Source organism: Microbulbifer sediminum (assembly GCF_021729035.1).
Taxonomy (GTDB): domain Bacteria; phylum Pseudomonadota; class Gammaproteobacteria; order Pseudomonadales; family Cellvibrionaceae; genus Microbulbifer; species Microbulbifer sediminum.
On the sequence record NZ_JAJSAP010000001.1, the window covers coordinates 648641 to 668221 of the forward strand.

17 protein-coding genes are annotated in these 19581 nt (G+C 60.5%); 6 read left to right on the forward strand and 11 right to left on the reverse strand.

The features are described from left to right. Window positions 1-66: 66 nt before the first annotated feature. Window positions 67-2025: a phytase gene (locus tag LVD11_RS02670; RefSeq protein ID WP_237055720.1), complete on the reverse strand. Its 1959-nt coding sequence runs from the start codon at window positions 2023-2025 to the stop codon at window positions 67-69. A 27-nt stretch (window positions 2026-2052) separates the two neighbouring features. After that, the gene (locus tag LVD11_RS02675) at window positions 2053-2235 is read right to left on the reverse strand and encodes a hypothetical protein (RefSeq protein ID WP_237055721.1); all 183 of its coding nucleotides are present in this window, start codon (window positions 2233-2235) and stop codon (window positions 2053-2055) included. A 335-nt stretch (window positions 2236-2570) separates the two neighbouring features. On the opposite strand from LVD11_RS02675, the gene LVD11_RS02680 reads away from it, so the two are divergent. Next, complete coding sequence (locus tag LVD11_RS02680) at window positions 2571-4499, forward strand: PhoX family protein (RefSeq protein ID WP_237055723.1); 1929 nt, start codon at window positions 2571-2573, stop codon at window positions 4497-4499. Between the two features lie 50 nt (window positions 4500-4549). Here the strand turns inward: LVD11_RS02680 and LVD11_RS02685 are convergent, their stop codons facing one another. Continuing rightward, window positions 4550-5158 carry a MarC family protein gene (locus tag LVD11_RS02685; protein WP_237055725.1) on the reverse strand — a complete coding sequence of 203 codons (609 nt, stop codon included), beginning with the start codon at window positions 5156-5158 and terminating at the stop codon, window positions 4550-4552. A 100-nt stretch (window positions 5159-5258) separates the two neighbouring features. On the opposite strand from LVD11_RS02685, the gene aceK reads away from it, so the two are divergent. Next, on the forward strand, window positions 5259-7010 hold the full coding sequence (gene aceK / locus LVD11_RS02690) for a bifunctional isocitrate dehydrogenase kinase/phosphatase (RefSeq protein WP_237055727.1): 1752 nt from the start codon (window positions 5259-5261) through the stop codon (window positions 7008-7010). A gap of 56 nt (window positions 7011-7066) precedes the next feature. Next, on the forward strand, window positions 7067-7555 hold the full coding sequence (locus LVD11_RS02695; protein ID WP_237055730.1) for a hypothetical protein: 489 nt from the start codon (window positions 7067-7069) through the stop codon (window positions 7553-7555). On the opposite strand, the gene ppk1 is transcribed toward LVD11_RS02695, so the two are convergent. Further along, entirely contained in the window at window positions 7517-9613 is a 2097-nt protein-coding gene (ppk1, locus tag LVD11_RS02700; protein WP_237055731.1) for a polyphosphate kinase 1, read from the reverse strand. The two genes, LVD11_RS02695 and ppk1, sit on opposite strands and share 39 nt — an antisense overlap. A 255-nt stretch (window positions 9614-9868) precedes the next feature. On the opposite strand from ppk1, the gene LVD11_RS02705 reads away from it, so the two are divergent. The 3 genes from LVD11_RS02705 to LVD11_RS02715 all read left to right on the forward strand — a co-directional run bounded on the left by LVD11_RS02705 (window position 9869) and on the right by LVD11_RS02715 (window position 13349). Continuing rightward, window positions 9869-11341: a Ppx/GppA phosphatase family protein gene (locus LVD11_RS02705; protein WP_237055732.1), complete on the forward strand. Its 1473-nt coding sequence runs from the start codon at window positions 9869-9871 to the stop codon at window positions 11339-11341. Between the two features lie 7 nt (window positions 11342-11348). After that, entirely contained in the window at window positions 11349-12818 is a 1470-nt protein-coding gene (locus tag LVD11_RS02710; RefSeq protein ID WP_237055733.1) for a protein adenylyltransferase SelO, read from the forward strand. Between the two features lie 114 nt (window positions 12819-12932). Continuing rightward, window positions 12933-13349 carry a DUF2147 domain-containing protein gene (locus tag LVD11_RS02715; RefSeq protein WP_237055736.1) on the forward strand — a complete coding sequence of 139 codons (417 nt, stop codon included), beginning with the start codon at window positions 12933-12935 and terminating at the stop codon, window positions 13347-13349. Between the two features lie 80 nt (window positions 13350-13429). On the opposite strand, the gene LVD11_RS02720 is transcribed toward LVD11_RS02715, so the two are convergent. From LVD11_RS02720 to LVD11_RS16990, 7 genes are all read right to left on the reverse strand, one after another. Next, a complete protein-coding gene (locus LVD11_RS02720; RefSeq protein WP_237055737.1) occupies window positions 13430-14914 on the reverse strand; it encodes a DHA2 family efflux MFS transporter permease subunit in 1485 nt (494 codons plus the stop codon). Next, the gene (locus LVD11_RS02725; RefSeq protein WP_237055740.1) at window positions 14911-16020 is read right to left on the reverse strand and encodes an HlyD family secretion protein; all 1110 of its coding nucleotides are present in this window, start codon (window positions 16018-16020) and stop codon (window positions 14911-14913) included. Before LVD11_RS02725 ends, LVD11_RS02720 begins: the two co-directional genes overlap by 4 nt. Before the next feature lies 1 nt (window position 16021). Continuing rightward, a complete protein-coding gene (locus tag LVD11_RS02730; RefSeq protein ID WP_237055742.1) occupies window positions 16022-16507 on the reverse strand; it encodes a MarR family winged helix-turn-helix transcriptional regulator in 486 nt (161 codons plus the stop codon). 501 nt (window positions 16508-17008) lie between these two features. Further along, a complete protein-coding gene (locus LVD11_RS02735) occupies window positions 17009-17425 on the reverse strand; it encodes a GNAT family N-acetyltransferase (RefSeq protein WP_237055744.1) in 417 nt (138 codons plus the stop codon). Between the two features lie 249 nt (window positions 17426-17674). Next, on the reverse strand, window positions 17675-18226 hold the full coding sequence (locus LVD11_RS02740; RefSeq protein ID WP_237055745.1) for a hypothetical protein: 552 nt from the start codon (window positions 18224-18226) through the stop codon (window positions 17675-17677). Between the two features lie 118 nt (window positions 18227-18344). After that, window positions 18345-18734 carry a hypothetical protein gene (locus LVD11_RS02745; protein ID WP_237055747.1) on the reverse strand — a complete coding sequence of 130 codons (390 nt, stop codon included), beginning with the start codon at window positions 18732-18734 and terminating at the stop codon, window positions 18345-18347. 438 nt (window positions 18735-19172) lie between these two features. Beyond that, window positions 19173-19577, reverse strand: a complete 405-nt coding sequence (locus tag LVD11_RS16990; RefSeq protein ID WP_369413303.1) for an IS3 family transposase — start codon at window positions 19575-19577, stop codon at window positions 19173-19175. Window positions 19578-19581: the final 4 nt, after the last annotated feature.

The window sequence follows — 19581 nt, forward strand, 5'->3', positions numbered from 1 at the left end:
GGCACCGGTTCATCCAAAACAGCAAGGCCCGACGATGACAGCACCGCCGACTCCACTGGGGCAAAACTACTGCAGTTGCAGTTGCTCCGCAATTTCCGCCCAGGATACCAGCTTGAAGTTCTGCGGGCCCGCGGGCATCCGCTTGCGTCCGTCCTGTACCACCAAAAGGCCACCGGGAAAGTGATTACCCAGGGCCGCACTGGTGACTGCAAGCCCCTCTGTTTTCGAGCTGCCATCGATGCCCAGCGCCAGGTTGATGTCGACCCGGAAATGGCCGATGAACTCACTGCCGTCACGGCTAAACAGCGCATAACTGTCATTGCCCTGGCTGGAGACCACCAGGTAACCGCGATCGCCATCGAGGAAAATATCGAGTCCCTCCACATCTGCCACCAGCCGGTTGCCATCGACTTCCGCCACCAGTTCCTGTTCCGCATTGCCGGCCAGGAAGGCGGCGATATCGAGGCGCCAGATACCGCGATCCGCCTCACCGAAGAACAGCAGGCCACGCTCGTCATCCACGACACACCCTTCCACCCGGCCGTGTACCGATACCTTCGCCCGCGGCTGCAACTGCCATTCGAGCGGATCGTCACCCAGCTCGACCTCCGCCAGGTGCAGCGCACCGCCCTTATCCGATACCCAAACCATGGTGCGGCCGTCGTTGCGGTACATGCACAGGCCATGGGGATCCTGCAGCCCCATCTCCCGCAACCCCAGGTGCTCGACGTTGCCGCTGCGACGGATACCGAACAGGTTGATCCCCGGTGTGGTGCGATTGGATGTAGCCGCCAGTGCGGCGTAGCGACCGCCATCCACGGCGCGCAGGTCCACATCGTTGACGCGCCCAACCGCGAACTGCTCCAGCAGGCGTCCCGACAGGCTGTAGACATTGAGGCCGCGCTTCCTGTCGGTGCCGAGCACCAGGCTCTCACTTCTGTCCTTAGGGTTTACCCAGATCGCCGGGTCGTCCGCGGCGTCACCGGTGGAGGCGACCGGCGCCGTCTGCGCCCGTGGGCTGACCCGCGGAATATCCGCTGCAGCAGCCGCAGCGGCGGGCTCGGCCGTCGGCTCCTGCTCCGACGGCGTGCCTGGCAATTCCACGGCATAGCGCTGGACAGCATCGCTGCCCTCTTCCAGCGCAAACAGCGCACGGCTCAGGCGCGCTATGGACACCGGTTCAAGCTCGTACAGCTCCCGGTCATAGAGCGCCTTACCACGCGGGTGCGACAGGGGAAAGGCCTGCACCCGGTCACCGCTGGTCAGCCAGAGCAGGTCCTGGTCGCGGTCCAACCACAGACTACCGAATTCCTCCCCGAGCGCCTCTGCCGCAATAAAAGCCTGCCGCTCTTCATCGCGCTCCGCACTGGCGTTCAGGCTCCAGACCCCCAGCGGCGGTTGTGACACCAGCAGTCGCTGGCGCTGTTCGTCGACCACACAGCTGTTGACCTGCTGGCCAAAATGCAACGGCCGGATTTCGGTGAACAGCCAGGCCTGGTCACGGGGGTGCACCACATATTCATGGCCGAGGCCATTCTCATCGATGGTGTACAGGTGGGAGCGGTTGCCCTGGCGACCAAAACACAGGGCCGACTGCGGCGCCGCAACTTTCAGCATACCCAGGTATTTCATCCCCGGCTGACCCGTGCCGGGCTCGATATCCAGTGACCGCAGGTGCACCTGGCCATCGCCATCATCGTAGGCGGCGATCAGCCAGCCGCCATCGGCCGCCGGCTGCACCGCGAACCGCTCGACACTGCCGCCATCGAGGGAGGTGGCCTCGGTACCGTCTTCCCGCAACAAAACCAGGCCGCGCACCTCGCTCGCCAGCAGCAGGTAATTCTTGCCGCCCAGTGCCAGGGGAGTGACCTGGCTGGACACCACATCGGATAGCTCCAGGGTCCCTGAGGCCTGCAGTGCCTGCGGCTTGCTCCCGGTGGTTGTGCCCGGTGGCGTATCACAGCCGGCCAGCAATACCAGCGCCGCGGCCACGGGCGCGATTTTCAACAGAATATGGAGTGCCATCGTCTTCAGCTTTTCCGTAAATCCCCTTTAAGAATATGACAAATTTACGCCAGTCTTACGGCAAACAAATGACCGGGCGTGCCGTTCCCGGTCCAGCAGGTTGGCGCCACTGAAATACAGTACCGGCGCCTGGTTGATATGCCATTCGACCAGCAGTTCCCCGATACCGTCATAGTCGGTGCTGACATATTCCCCGAGTTCTGTCGCCATCGACCCGCGGTGTTTCTGGTATGAAATGCCGGCCCCGCCAAAGCCCGGCAGGGCCCGGGTAGGCGTCGTTGGCGCAGCCCTCCAGGCAGAATTTATGTTGTTCATGTCGTCCCTGTTTTTTTTATGGCCTGAAGCTTTTTAGCGCCTGCTGGTCAAAAGGGGGGACATGAACCTTCCGTTACGCTTTTTCCTGGTTTGCCGCTAACCTTTTATTCATCTACCGCCCACCGAAGGCGGGCAAACTCTTATAGCGCTCAGGTTGACGAAAGAACACGGCCGGAAGCATTGTGAAATAACGCGCATTCCGGCGCCCGAATCCACCGGAAGCCCCGCCAATGACTGACACCCCGGAAAACCCTTACCGGCGCCACCTCCTGAAAGCCGCAGGCGTGTTCACCATCATGGGTGCTGGCAGCGCTGCGCTGCCGGGCTGCAGCAGGCAGCACTCCGGTCGCGACAGGCCGCTGGCTTTCAGTGAAATCCCCCACCTGCTTGATGCCAGTCACCACCTGCCGGAGGGATATCATGCCGACGTGCTGTTGCGCTGGGGCGACCCCATCCATACCGATACCGGCACCTTCGATCCCGCGACCCTCACCGCTGCCGGCCAACGGCAGCGTTTCGGCTACAACAATGACTTTATTGCCTTTATGCCACTGGCCGGGGATGCCGGCCCGGGCGAGGCGGACCGGCACCGCCGCAGCACCAACAGCGAGCGGGGCCTGCTGTGTGTCAATCATGAATACACCCTGCCGCACCTGATGTTTCCCGGCTACGACGACGAATACAGCGCCACGCGGGGCGTCAGTGCAAAACATGTGGCCATCGAGCAGGCCGCCTGTGGCCACACCGTTGTCGAGATCGAGAAAACGGCCCGGGGATGGCAGCCACTCCTGGACAGTCCTTATAACCGCCGCATCACGCTCGATACCGAGATGGATATTGTCGGCCCCGCCGCCGGCGATCCGCGCCTGCAGACAGCTGCCGATCCCAGTGGCACCCGGGTTTCCGGCACTGTGGGGAACTGCGCCGGCGGCAAGACCCCCTGGGGCACCGTGCTGATCGCGGAGGAGGGATTTGGCGGCGCTTTCCAGGGTGATCCCGATGCCATCGCCGATCCGGTCGAGGCACGCAACCACCACGCATTCGGCATTGTCCCGGACAACCGCAACTGGGGCGATCACGACCGGCGTTTCGATATCGCGGTCGAACCCCGGGAACCCAACCGCTTTGGCTGGATGGTGGAGTTCGATCCCTACGACCCGGAATCCCGCCCCCGCAAGCTCACCACCCTGGGTCGCTTCGAACACGAGGGCTTCACCCTGGTGAGCAAGCCGGGCCGGCGCGTGGTGGCATATGGTGGCGATGACGACGAGGGGCAGTTCGTTTATCGATTTGTCTCCGCCGAGACATACCACCCCGGCGCCCACGCCACCAACCGCAACCTGCTCACCGCCGGCACTCTTTACGCCGGGCAGTTCAACCCCGATGGCAGCGGCCACTGGCTGCCACTGGTGTTTGGCGATGGGCCGCTCACACCGGAGAACGGTTTCCGCAACCAGGCCGATGTGCTGGTGGATGCCCGTCGCGCCGCTGCCCTGCTGGGCGCCACGCCCATGGACCGGCCGGAGGACGTGGAAACGAACCCGGTGAACGACTGTACCTATGTCATGCTCACCAAAAACAAGAGACGTGCGAAGGACGAGACAGAACCCGCCAATCCCCGCCCGCGCAATGCCGCCGGCCATGTGCTGGAAATCGTACCGCCCGGTATGCAGGGTGACCGCGACCACACCAGCGACAGCTTCCGCTGGCACACCTTCCTGCTGGGCGGCAACCCCAACGCGGAGGATCCAGACGAGCGCGGCGCCTATGGCCAGCAGGTCACCGGGGCCATTTCACCGCACGGCTGGTTTGCCAACCCGGACAATGTCGCGTTCGACCGTGCTGGCAATATGTGGATTGCCACCGACGGCTGTGAGGGCTTCGGTTTCCATGACGGCCTCTGGGCCATGGCAACCGAAGGCGAAATGCGCGCCGCACCCCGCCACTTCTTTGGTTGCCCACAGGGCGCCGAGGTCTGTGGACCAGAATTCACACCGGACGGCACCACCCTGTTTATCGCCGTGCAGCACCCTGCCGACGGCGGCCATTCCACCTTCAGTAACCCCCTGCACCGCTGGCCGGACAACGACCCAGCCTTGCCACCACGGCCGGCGGTGCTGGCAATTCACCGCAAAGACGGCCGCACTGTCGGCAGCTGAGTGGGAGGGGGAGTGGGAGTGGGAAAGCGGTGCCGGGCTGGCACGATGATTCAGACGGAAAAGAACTGCTGCAACCCCACCAGGACATTGGTAGTGGCAACTGATGCCAGGATCAGCCCCATCACCCGGCTGACAATATTGGCTCCGGCACTGCCGATCCAGCGGAAAATCCACTGGGCGGTCAGCAGCAGCAGAAGCACAATCGCCAGCACCGCCAGCATCGACGTGGCGGTACGCATCTGGTGGATCGGGTCGAAGCGGTAGTTGTCAGTCAGTACCACCGCCGCCAGCATGGCCCCGGGCGAGGCGATGGAGGGCACCGCCAGCGGAAAAATAGCAGTCTCGTGGCCGCTCTTCGCAATCCCGACCTCCTGCTCGGGCTTGCCCTCGCCAAAGATCATCGTCAGCGCAAACAGGAACAACACCACCCCACCCGCCACCTGGAAGGCCGACAGCGGCACACCGATTGTCTCCAGCAGGTATTGCCCCGCCAGCAGGAAAAACAACAGGATACCGGTAGCCACCGCCACGGCAATGATGGCGATCTTGCGTTTCTGCCACTCCGCGTGCCGCGCGGTCACGGCAATAAAGACCGGCAGGGTGCCCACCGGGTCGATCACGGCAAAGAAAAAGACAAAGCTGCTGATCCAATCGTTCAATGGCTGCTCCGGCGCACCGTGCTACTATCGGCGTATCGCTGCAGGAATGGCCGCTCCTGCAGGAGAGAGCTGAGATGGGCCCCGAACAGAAGTCTAGTGCATGACCAACCACTCACCGACAGCACGGCGAATTGCCAAGACCATCCTGAATGGCTTCGATGCCTATTTCGCGGATTTCCAGAATATTACCCTGGGGGCCAAGGCGCGTTTCGAAACCGCTGCCTGGCAGGGTGTCCACCACGCCAACAAGGAGCGCATCGACCTCTACAAAACCAAGGTCAACCAGGTGGTGAAACTGGTGCACTCGGTCACCAGCAAGGACACCACCATGCTGCAGCTTTGGCGGGAGGCGCGCGCCACCTTTGCCCAGCTGATTGCCAACCACAGTAACTACGAGATTGCCGAGACATTCTTCAACTCTGTGTTCTGCAAGCAGTTTGACCACGCCAACATCCACGACAGCAACTTGTTCGTGAAACCCTCTCGGCCGCCCGATGACAAGCCGCTGCGCGATTACAGTATCTATATCAGCTACAGCGGCCGGGACGGCCTCGAGTACATGATCGAGGACATCCTCAACGATTACGGTTTTTCCATCCCCTGGGAAAACCAGCAGCGGGATATCCGCAATATCTGCGAGGCCCTGCGGGCCCGGCCACTGTCACATGTGACCGATGAAAAAAAGTTGCGCGTGGATATGCTGGAATCCGTGTTCTACCGCAACAAGGCCGCCTACCTGGTGGGCCGGCTGATGTACGCTGGCGAGGTGATCCCCCTGATCCTGCCGTGCCTGAATAATGGCCGCGGCGCCATCTTTGTAGATACGGTGCTCTACAGCAACGACTCCGCCAGTATCATCTTCAGTTTCACCCGCTCCTATTTCATGGTGGATGCGCCCATCCCCTCACGGTTCGTGCGTTTCCTCTCCACCATCATGCCCCTCAAGGAGCGCTCGGAACTCTACAATTCCATCGGCTTCCACAAGCACGGCAAAACGGAGTTCTATCGCCATATCCTGGCGCATATGAAGGTGAGCAATGACAAGTTCATCATCGCCCCGGGCATCAAGGGCATGGTGATGAGCGTCTTTACATTGCCCTCCTACCCGGTGGTATTCAAGGTCATCAAGGACAGGTTCGACCGCCCAAAGACAGTCACCGAAGCGATCGTGAAGGACAAATACAAATTTGTATCCCGCTCGGACCGGGTTGGTCGCATGGCCGACACCCAGGAATACACCAATTTCATTTTTTACCGCAATCGCTTCAGTGACGAGCTGCTGGAAGAGCTGCAGGAACTGGCCCCGTCAAAGCTGCAGATCGATGACAAGTGGGTGATCATCAAGCACCTGTATGTGGAGCGGCGCATGGAACCGCTCAATCTCTACCTGCAGGACGCCAGTGACGACGAGATCCGGGAAGCCATGGAGGAATACGGCAATGCGATCAAGCAGCTGGCGGCGGCCAACATCTTCCCAGGGGATATGCTGCTAAAGAACTTTGGCGTCACCCGCCACGGCCGGGTGGTTTTTTACGACTACGACGAACTGTGTCCGCTGACCGAGTGCAATTTCCGCAAGATCCCGGAGCCACAGACTGCGGAACAGGAACTGTCGGACCAGCCCTGGTACACCGTGGCCGAGGCGGATGTGTTCCCGGAGGAGTTCCGGCTGTTTTTCTCCGGCAACCCGGTGGCACGCAAGGCCTTCGAGAGCCAGCACAGTGATCTCTATGACTACCGTTACTGGCAGCGCCTGCAAGACCGCATACGAGCCGGCCATATCGAAAGCGCTTTCCCCTACCGACGCAAGTGGCGCTTCAAGCGTCGCTCCAGCAAGACTGCGTCACAATAGTTGCGGCTATAGTGAACAGAGTGGCGACCCGGATTTAACAGTACCAGGAGTTGACTGTGCAGTTTTTTCGCGCGGCAGTGTTGGCAGGTCTCATGGGTATCGCCGGTTCCGGCTGCGGCTACCTGCCCAGCGAACTGGACTCCGGCAAAAAATCCAATAGCGGGCACGCACGGGTGACAGCCAAACAGCACACCACCAGCTGCGATGCCCCGGCCCGGGGCTTTCGCAAGGTCAGCTTCTCCCGCCTGTACCGCACTACGGGAGACCGGAAAACCCCGTTCGAGGAGAACAGTGAGCTCCCGGCCCAGTACGATGTGTACGCCTATGTGTGGGGCTATGGCAAATGCAACGCCTCCGGCGATTGCGCCGCGGGGGATCACTACTGGCTGATCGAGCGCGGTCCCGGCAACGACTTCAGCACCTGGGTAGTCACACCGCAGTACCCGCGTATCACCATCCAGTCACAGTGCCGCGACCGCCTGCATGTGGGCAAACGGTACCGGTTCTCATTCAGTCGCGGTCACCTGGTCGGGTTCAGCCGCTAGAAGCTGCGGCAACTCCTCCTGCCGCTTCTTCAGTAAACGGTAAACGGAATCCTGCGCCCGGCAGCCACGGGCGCTGTGGCCGGCAATGCGGGTATTGCTCTGGTCCCGGTCCAGTACCCGCGCCTTGCGATTATCCCGCCACTGCAGTTCCATAACCTGTCGCACCGTTTCGCGATGGTGCTTGTCCCAGACCGGGAAGGTCACCTCGACACGATGATCCAGGTTGCGGGTCATCAGGTCCGCTGACGACAACCACACCTCCTCCTCACCGCCATTATGGAACAGGTAGACCCGCGCGTGCTCCAGGTACTTGTCCACCAGGCTGATTGCCTCGATATTGTCCGACAGCCCCGGTGTCTCACAGACCAGCGCGCACATGCTGCGCACAATCAGGCGCACGCGAACGCCCGCACCGCTGGCACGGTAGAGCCGGGCAATGATCTCGCTGTCCACCAGGTTGTTGCACTTGAAAAACAGCTCGGCCCGCTCGCCACGCTCGGCCGCCTCGATTTCCCGGTCGATGGCGTGAAGCAGCGCGGGGCGATTGGTATAGGGGGACACGGCAATGTGCTGGTACTCGGGCCGCTGGTGGGTGTACTGCAGGAATTCGAATACGTTGTAAACATCCTTGCCCAGCCGCTGGTCACTGGTGAGCAGGCTGAAATCACAGTAGACGCGCGCCGTGCTCTCGTTGAAATTGCCGGTGCCCAGGTGGCTGTAAAAGCGCTGCTGACCGTTTTCCTCGCGGAGGATCGAGATCAGCTTGCAGTGCACTTTCAGGCCCGGCGCGCCGTAAATGACTTCCACCCCGGCATCCCGCAGCTCATTAGACCAGTGGATATTGGCCAGCTCGTCAAACCTCGCCTGCAACTCCACTACCGCCACTACCCGCTTGTTGTTGCGCACCGCATTGACCAGCGCCGCCACCACGCGGGAATTGCTGGCCACCCGGTACAGGTTGATTCGGATCTCACGCACCTGCGGGTCGATGGCGGCGGAAATCAGCAAATTGGTGATGGCGCGGAAGTCGTGGTACGGATAGTAGAGCAGCTGGTCGCGCACATTCAGTGCCCCGAAGACGCTCTCTTTCTCCGGAAGCGTTTCCAATGGTTTCAGCGGTCTGTAGCGATGGCGGGCGGAGTCAGCCGGGAAGCGCATGAAATCCTTGGAATTATGGTAGCGCCCGCCCGGGGTATAACTGTCAAAGCGGCCCATCCGCAGTTTTTTCTTGACCAGGTTGAACACCACTTCCGGCATGGCCGCATCGTAGGCCATCCGCACGGGGTCCGCCTGTTTGCGCTTCTTCAGGGATTTGGCCACACGGTCGACAATGTTCTGTGTGATTTCCTCGCTCAGCTCGAGCTCCGCATCACGACTGATCTTGAACATGTAAGCTTCCGCCTTCGCGATGGGCAGTACATAGCGGAAGACATCTACCAGGCAGGCACGGATGATGTTGTCGAGTACGATATAGACTTTCTCGTGCTGATCCTCCCGCGGCGGGATAACTACAAACCGCGGCAACGTATCGGTGGGAATTTCCAGCGCCGCAAAGCGCTCACTGCCATCCTCCAGCTGCAGGTAAATGGCGAAATAAATACTCGCCTCGTTAAGCAGCGGCATGGTATCGCGGTCATCGATAAAGAATGGTTCCAGCTCGGGCAGCACTTCGCGGTGAAAATAACCCTCGACAAAGCTGCGCTGCTTTTCGGTGAGCTGGGCCTCGCTGACCAGGTGGATATCGTGCTTTCCCAGATCACTCAGCACCTTGGTATAGGCGGCATAGGAGCGCCGCTGCAGGCGCAGGACTCTCTCGTTGATGGTGGCCAAAAGCTCGGAAAAATCCTCTTTCTTTTTTGTGCTTTTGGCAAAAGTTGCCACCCGTCGTACGTCGGCGACCCGCACCCGGTAAAACTCATCCAGGTTACTGGAGAAAATCCCCAGAAAGCGCACCCGTTCGATTATCGGCACGCGCTCGTCCTCGACTTCCTGCAGGACGCGCTCGTTGAAAGACAGCCAGCTCAGCTCTTTGGGGTAGACCGGTGTATTGTTAATCATGTACCACTTGCTTGGATCGTTCTGCGGGAGTTGAGCCGCTATAGCCTGGTGCTGGCACCTGAAAATCCGGGGCCCGCCTGCCATGCCCGCATTGCCCTACTCTTGAATCTGCGCCACTATTTCACAGGCGGTGATTATTATGCCCGAGGCCAACGGTGCCGTATGTAGCTGGAACAGGCCCGGTATTTTTGGATTGCCGGATAATAGTAGAGCAGTTTGCTACATTCAGATGACAATTATTTGACAGGAATAATAATGCTGCATGACGCCGAACGCTACGCGGCACTGGACCTGGGTTCCAACAGCTTTCACCTGTTACTGGCGGAGTTTCGCGACCAGCGCATGGTGCGCCTGCATACTGACCGTGCCATGGTGCGGCTCGCAGAGGGCCTGGACGATGAGCGCAACCTGGACCCCGAGGTGGCCGAGCGCGCGCTGGCAGCCATGCAGCGGTTCCGGCCGGTACTGGAGCAACTGCCGGCTGACCATGTGCGGGTCGTGGGCACCAACACCCTGCGCGCCGCCAGCAACGCCGACGGCTTTATGGAACGGGCCGAGGATCTCCTCGGTGTCCCGATCGAGATCATCAGCGGTATCGAGGAAGCGCGGCTGATCTACAGCGGCGTGCTTGCCGCCGCGGACGGCCCGCCCCGGCTGCGCTGTGCGGTGGATATCGGCGGCGGCTCCACCGAGCTGGTGCGCGGTCGCGAGGTGCCCCACGAACTGCAGAGCCTGTATATGGGCTGCGTGGCTTACAACCGCCGCTTTTTCAGCGACGGCAAGATCGACGCCGGCAAGCAGAACAACTTTGTCCGTGCCCGCCGCGCTGCCAGCGCCGAGCTCCAGGGGTTGCGTCATTTCGCCGACAATGCGGAAGTCGTGGGTGCGTCCGGCACCGTCAAGTCGGTGGCCCGGGTCCTCAACCGGGGAGAACCGGACGATATCGAGCGGGAAGCGCTGGAAGTGCTGGCCCAGCGCGTGGCGGCCAGCAAGACCATCGCCGACCTGGACCTGCCGGACTTCGACGAGGAACGCCGCCCGGTTTTCACCGCCGGCCTGGCGATCCTGCTGGCAGTATTCCGTGAATTGAATATCGAGCGCATGCGGGTTTCACCCTATGCGATCCGCGAGGGAATCGTCCACGACCTGGCCGGCCGCCTGCACGGAGGCGATCGCCGTGCCGACACGGTGGCCGACATGATGCAGCGGGGGCAGATCGACCCCGACCAGGCACGCCGGGTGGCCAATAGCGCCGAAGACCTGCTGCTGATGTTGCGCCCGCAATACCCCACTGACCAGCGACGGCGCCTGCACTGGGCCGCGCAACTGCACGAGCTGGGACTGGCATTGTCCCACAGCAATTCCCGCAAGCTGGGGGCCTATATGATTGAGAAGGCCGACCTGGCGGGCTTTGCCCGCGGGGAGCAGGAGCACCTGGCCCACCTGGTCCGCAACCAGCGCGGGCGCATCAAACCGCCACGGGAGCACTACGGCTTCCACCCCAATCCCGACCTGTTGCTGTGCCTGAGGCTGGCCTGTATCGTGCATCGCGACCACACCGACCACGACCTGGATGGTGTGGAATTAAGCGCGGAAGAACAACACTACCGCCTGCGAGTCTCCCGCCAGTGGCTGGAGCAGAACCCGGCAATCGAGGACCTGCTGGACCAGGAAGTGGAGCACTGGCAGTCCCGATCCCCGGGTCTGGAACTGGAGCCCTACAATTAAAGGCACTATGAAGAAACTGGACCAGGTCACGCTCAGCCATCACTACGCGGATCTCGGCGATGCCTTCGGCAGCCGGGTTGCACCCGCCCCGTTTGAGCACCCGCACCTAATCCATGCCAATCCGGCGGTAATGGCCGAGCTCGGGATCGACCCGGCGGAGGCCGGCAATCCCGCCTGGGCGGAATATGGGTGCGGCAAGCGCCTGTTCCACGGCAGTCGCCCCTTCGCAATGAAATACACCGGCCACCAGTTCGGCGTGTACAACCCGGACCTGGGCGATGGCCGCGCGCTGCTGCTGGGAGAGCTGGAGCGGGATGGCAGGCTGTGGGAGCTGCACCTGAAAGGCGCGGGCAAAACCCCCTATTCGCGCTTCGGCGACGGCCGTGCGGTGCTGCGCTCGACCATCCGCGAATACCTGGCGGGCGAAGCCCTGCACGGGCTCGGCATCCCCACCACCCGCGCGTTAAGCATCGTCGGCAGCGACGAGCCGGTGGCCCGCGAGCGGGTGGAGACGGGCGCCATGCTGATTCGCGTGGCCGAAACCCATATCCGCTTCGGCCACTTCGAATACTTTTTCTATACCAAGCAGCTCGAGGCCCTGCACCGGCTGCTTGCCTTCACCTGCCGGCGCTTCCTGCCGGAGGCCGCAGACCTTTCCGCTGCGGAACAGGCGGAAGCCCTGCTGCGCTTTACCACCCGCCGCAGCGCGGAGGTGGCCGCCGCCTGGCAGGCCGTGGGCTTTGCCCATGGCGTGCTCAACACCGACAACATGTCGATCATTGGCGATACCTTCGATTTCGGTCCCTATGGTTTCCTGGACGATTACGAGCCGGGCTTTATCTGCAACCACTCGGACCACACGGGCCGCTACGCCTTCGAACAGCAACCGGGTGTGGTGCTGTGGAACCTGAATGCGCTGGCGCACGCGCTGTCCGCCTTTGTCAGTGCCGACACCCTGAAGGATTGCCTCGAGGAGTTCCAGCCATTACTCATAGAAGAGTATGCGTCGCGCATGCGCGCCAAGCTGGGCCTGGAACACGCCGAGGAAGGCGACCAGCATCTGTGCGCGGAACTGCTACAGCTGCTGGAACGGGCCGGCGCGGACTACACCCTGTTCTTCCGTGCGCTGGCCCATTACCGTGGCGAACGCCCGGCCGCCGCACTGCAGGAGGTGGTCCCCGTGGCCCAGCACGAAGCCCTGGAGCACTGGCTGAACCACTATGACCAGCGCCTGGCCCACGAACAAAGCGACAGCCGCAGCCGCAACCGGGCCATGCTGGCCGCCAACCCCAAGTACATCCTGCGCAATTACCTGGCGCAGAAAGTGATCGAGGCCGCCGAGGGCAACGACTTCCGGCCCCTGCAAACCCTGTTCGGCTTGCTGCAGGCACCTTTCGACGAGCACCCGGATCACGAGACCTGGGCCGCCGCACCGCCGGATTCCGGCAAACACATGCCCATCAGCTGCTCCTCCTGAGGCTCGGCAAACAGGATGCTCCCCAGGCAGCTAAACTGAAAACAGATTCCTGCTATAGCGGTGACCTGTTGTAAGATGGCAGTCACCTGAAGCAACAATCACGGGTATAGGAAGATGATGAGAAGTCTGCTGATTTTCGCCGCCGGGCTGCTGTTCTCCCTCAGTGCCACCGCCGCCGACGTAACCGGCAAGTGGCGCACCATCGACGACGAGACCGGCCAGCCCAAGTCCATCGTGGAAATCTACGAACAGAACGGCAGGTATTACGGCCGCGTGGTGGACCTGCTGATGAAACCCGACGACACCCTGTGCGAGAAGTGCCCGGGCGAGCGCCAGGGCAAGCCCATCGTCGGCATGAATATCATCACCGGCATGGTAAGGAAGGGCGATATCTACGAGGGTGGGCAGATCCTCGACCCCAGCAAGGGCAAGGTCTACGACTGCAAGATGTGGCGCGAGGGTAATACCCTCAAGGTACGGGGTTACCTGGGCTTTTTCTATCGCACCCAGAGCTGGCAGCGGGTCGAATAATCCCCTTCCGCACCACCGGGCGAACCCAAGGTTCGCCCGGGATCAGGATTCTCCGCGATTCGTCCTGACCTCCAACCCGGTCAGGCCGCCTGTGGCTCCCGTCCCGGGCTGGACAGCAACAGCACCAGCGGCATCGCCGCCAGGTTGATCCACATCAGCATCTGGAAGTCGTTTACATAGGCGATTTCCGCCGCCTGGCGGGAGAGTTCCCCCACCATCAGCTGTGGCAGCGACGCCAGCTGCTCCGCAGTCGGTACGCCCGACAGCAGCTCGGGGGACATCTGCACCCGCTCCCCGAGTTGCTGCTGGTTGATCCACAGGTTGCGCGTCAGCACCGCCATCACAATCGACACCCCGACACTGCTGCCCAGGTTGCGGGACAGGCTGAACAGTGCCGTGGCCTCGCCGCGCAGCGCCGCCGGCAGCGTGGCATAGGCGAGTGTCGAGATGGGCACAAATACCATGCCCAGGCCAAAGCCCTGCAGGATTCCCGTGGTCACCAGGGCGCGCTGGCCCACCTGCAGGTTAAAGCCCGCCATCTGCCACAGGGACAGGCTCACCAGCAACATCCCCACCAGGATCAGGATCCGCCCGTCAAAATATTTCAGCAACCGCCCCACCAGCAGCATCGCCAGCATCACGCCCACGCCGCGGGGCATCAGGACCAGGCCGGTAGCCACCACCGGATAACCCTTCCACTGCTGCAGGTAAGATGGCAGCAGCGCCATGGTGGCCAGCAGGATAATGCCCACCACGAAGATAAACACCAGCCCGGAGACATAGTTGCGGTCGCGGAATAGGCCCGGCGACAGGAATGGCGTCTTGCTGGTCATCGAGTGGACAACAAACAGGTAGAGCCCCAGTGCCGCGGCGATGGCGTACAGCTGGATCTCGAGGGAATCAAACCAGTGCACCTGTTCACCACGGTCCAGCAGCATCTGCAGCGCCCCCACCGCCAGGGCCAGCAGCCCGAAGCCCAGGGCGTCAAAGCGGGTCTTCCCGGTCTTGCCATCGGGCAGGTACAGGTAGATGCCCACCAGGGACAGGATGCCCAGTGGCAGGTTGATGTAGAAGACCCAGCGCCAGGAGTAATACTCCGTCAGCCAGCCGCCCAGGGTGGGCCCCAGGATGGGCCCCAGCATCACGCCCACGCCCCACAGGCTCATGGCGGAGGCATGCCGCTCCCGGGGATAGGTATCCAACAGCGTGGCCTGGGACAGGGGCACCAGCGCGGCACCGAACACCCCCTGCAGCAGGCGCCACAGGATCATCTCATTCAGGCTGCCCGCCTGGCCGCAGAGCATGGAGGTGAGGGTGAAACCGGTGACCGACCACAGGAACAGTCTGCGCCGGCCGTAGCGCTGCGACAGGTAGCCCACCGGCAGGGTCATGATCGCCGCGGCGACAATATAGGAGGTGAGCACCCAGGTGATCTGGTCGCTGCCCGCGCCGAGGCTGCCCTGCATATGCGGCAGGGCCACATTGGCAATGGTGGTATCCAGTACCTGGATCACCGTCGCCAGCATGATGCTGACGGTGATCAGCCTGCGCCGCGCTTCCGTCATTCGGACAGGACAACGCGGCTGCCGTCACCGCCGGACACCCGGGCGGATACCAGCTTGTCATCCTCGCTGGTGTCGATGGTGACCTGGGCGCTCATGCCGGCACGCAGGGTCGGCGACTCCTTGGCCGGATACAGGCGCAGCCGCACGGGCACCCGCTGCACCACCTTCACCCAGTTGCCGCTGGCGTTCTGCGGCGGGATCAGCGCGAACTCGCTGCCACTGGCGGGGCTCAGGCTGTCCACCTGGGCCTGCCAGGTAAAGCCCGGATAGGCATCCAGGGTGACTTCGGCCTGCTGGCCGGCGCGCACACGGGCCAGCTGGGTCTCTTTCAGGTTGGCCTCGACCCACATGCTCTCACCGCCCAGCATGCTGATCAGGCTCACGCCCGCCGGGGCCATTTCCCCCACCTGGGGCACCTCGTTGGCAACCAGCCCATCGGCCGGCGCGGTGATCTCGGTGCGGGACAACTGGTAGCGGGCCTTGTCCAGTTTGGCCTGCGCCACCTTCAGGTCGGCCTGCTCCTCCAGGGGGATCATGGGATTACCGCCCAACTCTGCGCGCAGGCTCGACAGCTTTTCGGTGTTGATGGCGATCTGGGCGCGCGCATGGTCCAGTTTCTGGCGCGACTCATCCAGCTGCGCCTCGGACAGCGCCTTGCGCCCCAGTTTCTCGTTGCGCTCCAGCTGGCGCCGGAAGAAATCGGCATCCTTGCGCGCCTGCTCCACTGCCGCCTCGGCCTCGGCATAATCCGCCCGACGGGCCAGCAACTGGTTGCGCACCTGGGCCAGGTGCCCCTCGGCCTCCTCCACCGCCAGCCGGAAGGGGGTATCGTCCAGCTTCAGCAGCAGATCGCCGCGCTTGACCGGCTGGTTGGGGCGTACGGCCACAATCGAGATCACGCCGCTGACCTCGGGCGCCAGTGCAATCTTGTCGGCCTTGACGTAGGCGTTCTCGGTCTCGACCGTGCCGCGACCGCCGAACAGGCACCAGCCCGCTACCAGCAACGCCACCAGGATACCCGCAGCGAACCCCGCCTGGCGCATACCTATGCGGCGCGGCGCCCGCTCGGCCAGGCGGCCCGCCACTTGCTCCAGTTTTTTTACCACCTCACATCTCCTCGCGCGTCAGGTTTGCCCGCAGGCGGCTCAGCAGGCCCTGCAGCTGTATTACTTCCTCGTTGGAGAAGCCCGCCAGTGCCTGCGCCCGGGCCTGGTGGGCCAGCCCCCGCAGCACCTGCAACGCGGGCTCCGCCGCACCGGTCAGGAATATACGGAAACAGCGCCGATCGTCGGGATCCTGGCGCCGTTCCACCAGTCCCTCGCCCTGCAGGTTGTCCAGCTGCCGCGCCAGGCTGATGGGAGCAATATCCATCAACTCCGCCAGTTCGGCCTGCTTCAGGCCCTGCTCCCGGGACAGGTGCCAGAGCACCTGCCAGCGGGACCGGCTGAGGTCGTGTGCGCGGGCGCGGCGATCGAAATTCCGGCGCAGCAGGCGCGCGGCGCTGTGCAGCTCGAAGCTCATCTGCGCCGCGAGATCCTGGCTGGCGGACTCCCCTGACGGGATTTTCTGGACGGAATTGTTGTTTGCGGTCATACCCCCCTCCGATAAGGGCGCCAATTATAAGCGTGCTTATAATCTTCGCAATGGGGAGAGGGGAATCCGGATACGGGCCCGGTAACCAGCCGTCGGGCCCAGCAAAACCCAAAACCGCCCGGTCACTCATGAACTTGGCATAGATGCATCGCGCCCAGGGCCGGGCCTGAACCAGGTTTGTAACAAACACTAGCAACCGGGACGCGTGAGTCAGCTCATAAGCAGGGGGATGAAGGGGCCTGTTGCCGGTAATGCTTCTTCATTGGCAGCGCACTCAGTCCCTGGCAGCGCCTGGACAAAGTCATGGCCCATCAACATGGGCAAGCCCGGGGTCGGCATCTGGGCTATTACCCTAATGCCTCCTGGCTTATTACTGACAGCTTACCAGGAAGGGCTTCCATGCTGTCTCCTGCAAGCTACTGGGTACCGATAAAGATAGGGCACCCGCAAGAAGAGCGAATTTATGGCGCAACAGAAACTTTACGCCTGCCCACTCAGACATTAACCGCTAATGCTCGATTCGCGATCAAGTACCCAGCAGCGTGGATTATGACTAAAACCAATATGTTCATAGTACTGATTCGCTGCCGGCGCAGCGATGAGTATCAGCTTACACCTTGGACCCAGCTGTTCCTGGGTGAGGGCTTGAAGCCGCCTTCCAATACCAGATTTCTGGTGCTTCAAACTCACCGCCAGATCTGAGAGGTAACAGGCATAATGGAAATCCGTTACGCTTCGGGCAATACCCACGAGCTGGTTCTTATGCCAGGCACTCACGACAAGATTGCTATTTGAAATCATACCTTCGATGCAATCCCTGTCCTCTACAGGACGGCGTTCACCCAGGGTCGATTCTTGTAATAACACCACAAACTGGTCAGTGGTTACCGGCTCATTGATTTTGTATTCGATGCTCATCTCTTCCTCGACACAGCTAATGGCTTCGACACGGTGAGCCCAAATGCTGTTTGCTTTTAGCGTTACAGAAACAGCGCACACACCTAATGCAAGCAGAGAAAATCGATCAATTAAAATACAAACTTGTTCATGATTCAGCTTCAGGCATGTAACACATTAAACGCCAGCCTTGGTCAACTGCCGGATTTTGTGCAGAACTTGCAAAAGGTGCCACCCTGCCCAACTCCCCGCGCAGTGCTCATCAAGCATTCATCTACAACCCTCGTAGGCTTCTGAATAGCTTTTATCAAAACAGTGAACAAAAGAGTTTACTACATGAAGATTCGGCGGCCATGCCAACTGGACTGGATTCCCATCACCATCCACCATCTTCAACCCTTCAGGTCTTGGGACCTTTGAAAGCAGGTCACGACTTTTTAAAAGCATCTCTTTGTCTTTTTTCACAAAAGCAATACTTGCATCAACGTAGTAGTTCCAGCCAATTCTATCTGAACCTTCAGGCTCTCTGGCTTTCTCAAATAAAAGAACTGCCTTCTCATTCTCACCCAGCTGCGCCCTAAGCTGCCCCTCATGCCAAAAGAGAATGGTCTCTTCAGGAGCATTCTTAATACGATATTCACGGATAATATCAGCCGCTATGGCCTTACAGCCCTCAACCCTGGCAAGCCGCCTCCACCCTTCGTTCACACTCTGATCAAATGACCTTAAATTCAGCGACAACAAACGCTCTATATCGTAATCACAACTTCCACTGGCATTGGCGGCCAAGGAAGCTGCCATGATAAATGCGATATATTTCATTAGCCCTCTATTATTAATGTCACCAGCGGTGGCGGCTTTTTTTCTGCTTCATGTGCACGAAGCAATCTGTCAAGCTAAGGCGCACAGGGCCGCAACGAAGTGCCTCGGCTTGTCAGACTTACTCACCACCTGCATCAAAGGAGAAACCCGCCTCAGAAGCCACCGTTCTTTTAGGCGCTTTCCCCACTAGCCACAATATATTACAGCCACAACAGAACTGATAAATCGGTGTTCCAGGAGCTTTTTCATGAGTCTCAACTTTCCCAATATGACGCTTACAATCCGGGCATTTAAACCTTCCCCACCGGAACCTATTTAATCCTGACAGGATTGAAAAGAACGAAACAAGCAGGACAACAATACCCGCAACAAACTTTATCGGATCATGCGGCCCAACATGGGCAAACAATTTATCCAGCAAATAAAAATGCAACCCCCCAAACAGCAACATTGCCAATAAAATTGACCCGTTACTTCGATTGGCCGTCTTGACTTTTGGCTCACTCATGGGAATTGTGCGCCCCAACACGCGCTGATTTGCAGCGTGGGCACAGCCGCAAAAGAAATGGCGTCACAGCTCTGAAACTGTTAAGCGACTGCCAAACCTCAGCCACCGATCGAGAAAAATATACCAACGGAAAACTCAACCCAGAAGTATAGGAAAGCCATAAAAACGGCCACAACCAGAACTGATAAAGGAACTGAGGGAAACTTCCTGGCCAAGAATATGAATACCGAACCAGCTGACAGCAATAAAGTCGCCATGGCCACAAAGTCCAGGCCTGTCCAATGGACCTCGCTACTGAACTTCATCGCGACAAGTGGAACAAGCAGAGCTGAACAGGTTCCTCCGCCCAGCCAGACAAAGATGCTGTTTCTCTTTAGCATTTCTCTCACGGATGCATTTCCTATGCCTGGTCTTACCCACAAAAAGTAGACACTCTAACTACGCGCATTTGCGCTCATACTCTGCCGGGCTTACATACCCAATCGCAGAGTGCCTACGGATCCTATTGTAGAAAACCTCGATGTATGCAAACACCTCAGATTTCGCCTGGCTGATACTCTCAAAGTTTCCTGCGTATACCAGCTCTACCTTGAGCCTACTGAAAAATGATTCCATTGCGGCATTATCCCAGCAATTGGCCTGGCGGCTCATGCTGGGACGGCAGTGATTCGCCAAGAGAAGGTCCTGGTATCCCTGAGCTCGATACTGCACACCCCTGTCTGAGTGTACGATCAGCCCCGGCCTTAGCTTTCTCTGTCCTAAGGCCATCCTCAGGGCCCTTTTCGTGAGCTCCTCTGTCATCTGGCTATCCAGGGCCCAGCCGACTATGCGGCGTGAATACAGGTCC

Bases quoted from the DNA above. Each gene is read 5' to 3' on its own strand.
- LVD11_RS02670 (WP_237055720.1), bottom strand. From the start codon at position 2,025: ATGGCACTCCATATTCTGTTGAAAATCGCGCCCGTGGCCGCGGCGCTG.
- LVD11_RS02675 (WP_237055721.1), bottom strand. From the start codon at position 2,235: ATGGCGACAGAACTCGGGGAATATGTCAGCACCGACTATGACGGTATC.
- LVD11_RS02680 (WP_237055723.1), top strand. From the start codon at position 2,571: ATGACTGACACCCCGGAAAACCCTTACCGGCGCCACCTCCTGAAAGCC.
- aceK (WP_237055727.1), top strand. From the start codon at position 5,259: ATGACCAACCACTCACCGACAGCACGGCGAATTGCCAAGACCATCCTG.
- ppk1 (WP_237055731.1), bottom strand. From the start codon at position 9,613: ATGATTAACAATACACCGGTCTACCCCAAAGAGCTGAGCTGGCTGTCT.
- LVD11_RS02705 (WP_237055732.1), top strand. From the start codon at position 9,869: ATGCTGCATGACGCCGAACGCTACGCGGCACTGGACCTGGGTTCCAAC.
- LVD11_RS02710 (WP_237055733.1), top strand. From the start codon at position 11,349: ATGAAGAAACTGGACCAGGTCACGCTCAGCCATCACTACGCGGATCTC.
- LVD11_RS02715 (WP_237055736.1), top strand. From the start codon at position 12,933: ATGATGAGAAGTCTGCTGATTTTCGCCGCCGGGCTGCTGTTCTCCCTC.
- LVD11_RS02720 (WP_237055737.1), bottom strand. From the start codon at position 14,914: ATGACGGAAGCGCGGCGCAGGCTGATCACCGTCAGCATCATGCTGGCG.
- LVD11_RS02730 (WP_237055742.1), bottom strand. From the start codon at position 16,507: ATGACCGCAAACAACAATTCCGTCCAGAAAATCCCGTCAGGGGAGTCC.
- LVD11_RS02735 (WP_237055744.1), bottom strand. From the start codon at position 17,425: ATGAGCATCGAATACAAAATCAATGAGCCGGTAACCACTGACCAGTTT.
- LVD11_RS02740 (WP_237055745.1), bottom strand. From the start codon at position 18,226: ATGAAATATATCGCATTTATCATGGCAGCTTCCTTGGCCGCCAATGCC.
- LVD11_RS02745 (WP_237055747.1), bottom strand. From the start codon at position 18,734: ATGAGTGAGCCAAAAGTCAAGACGGCCAATCGAAGTAACGGGTCAATT.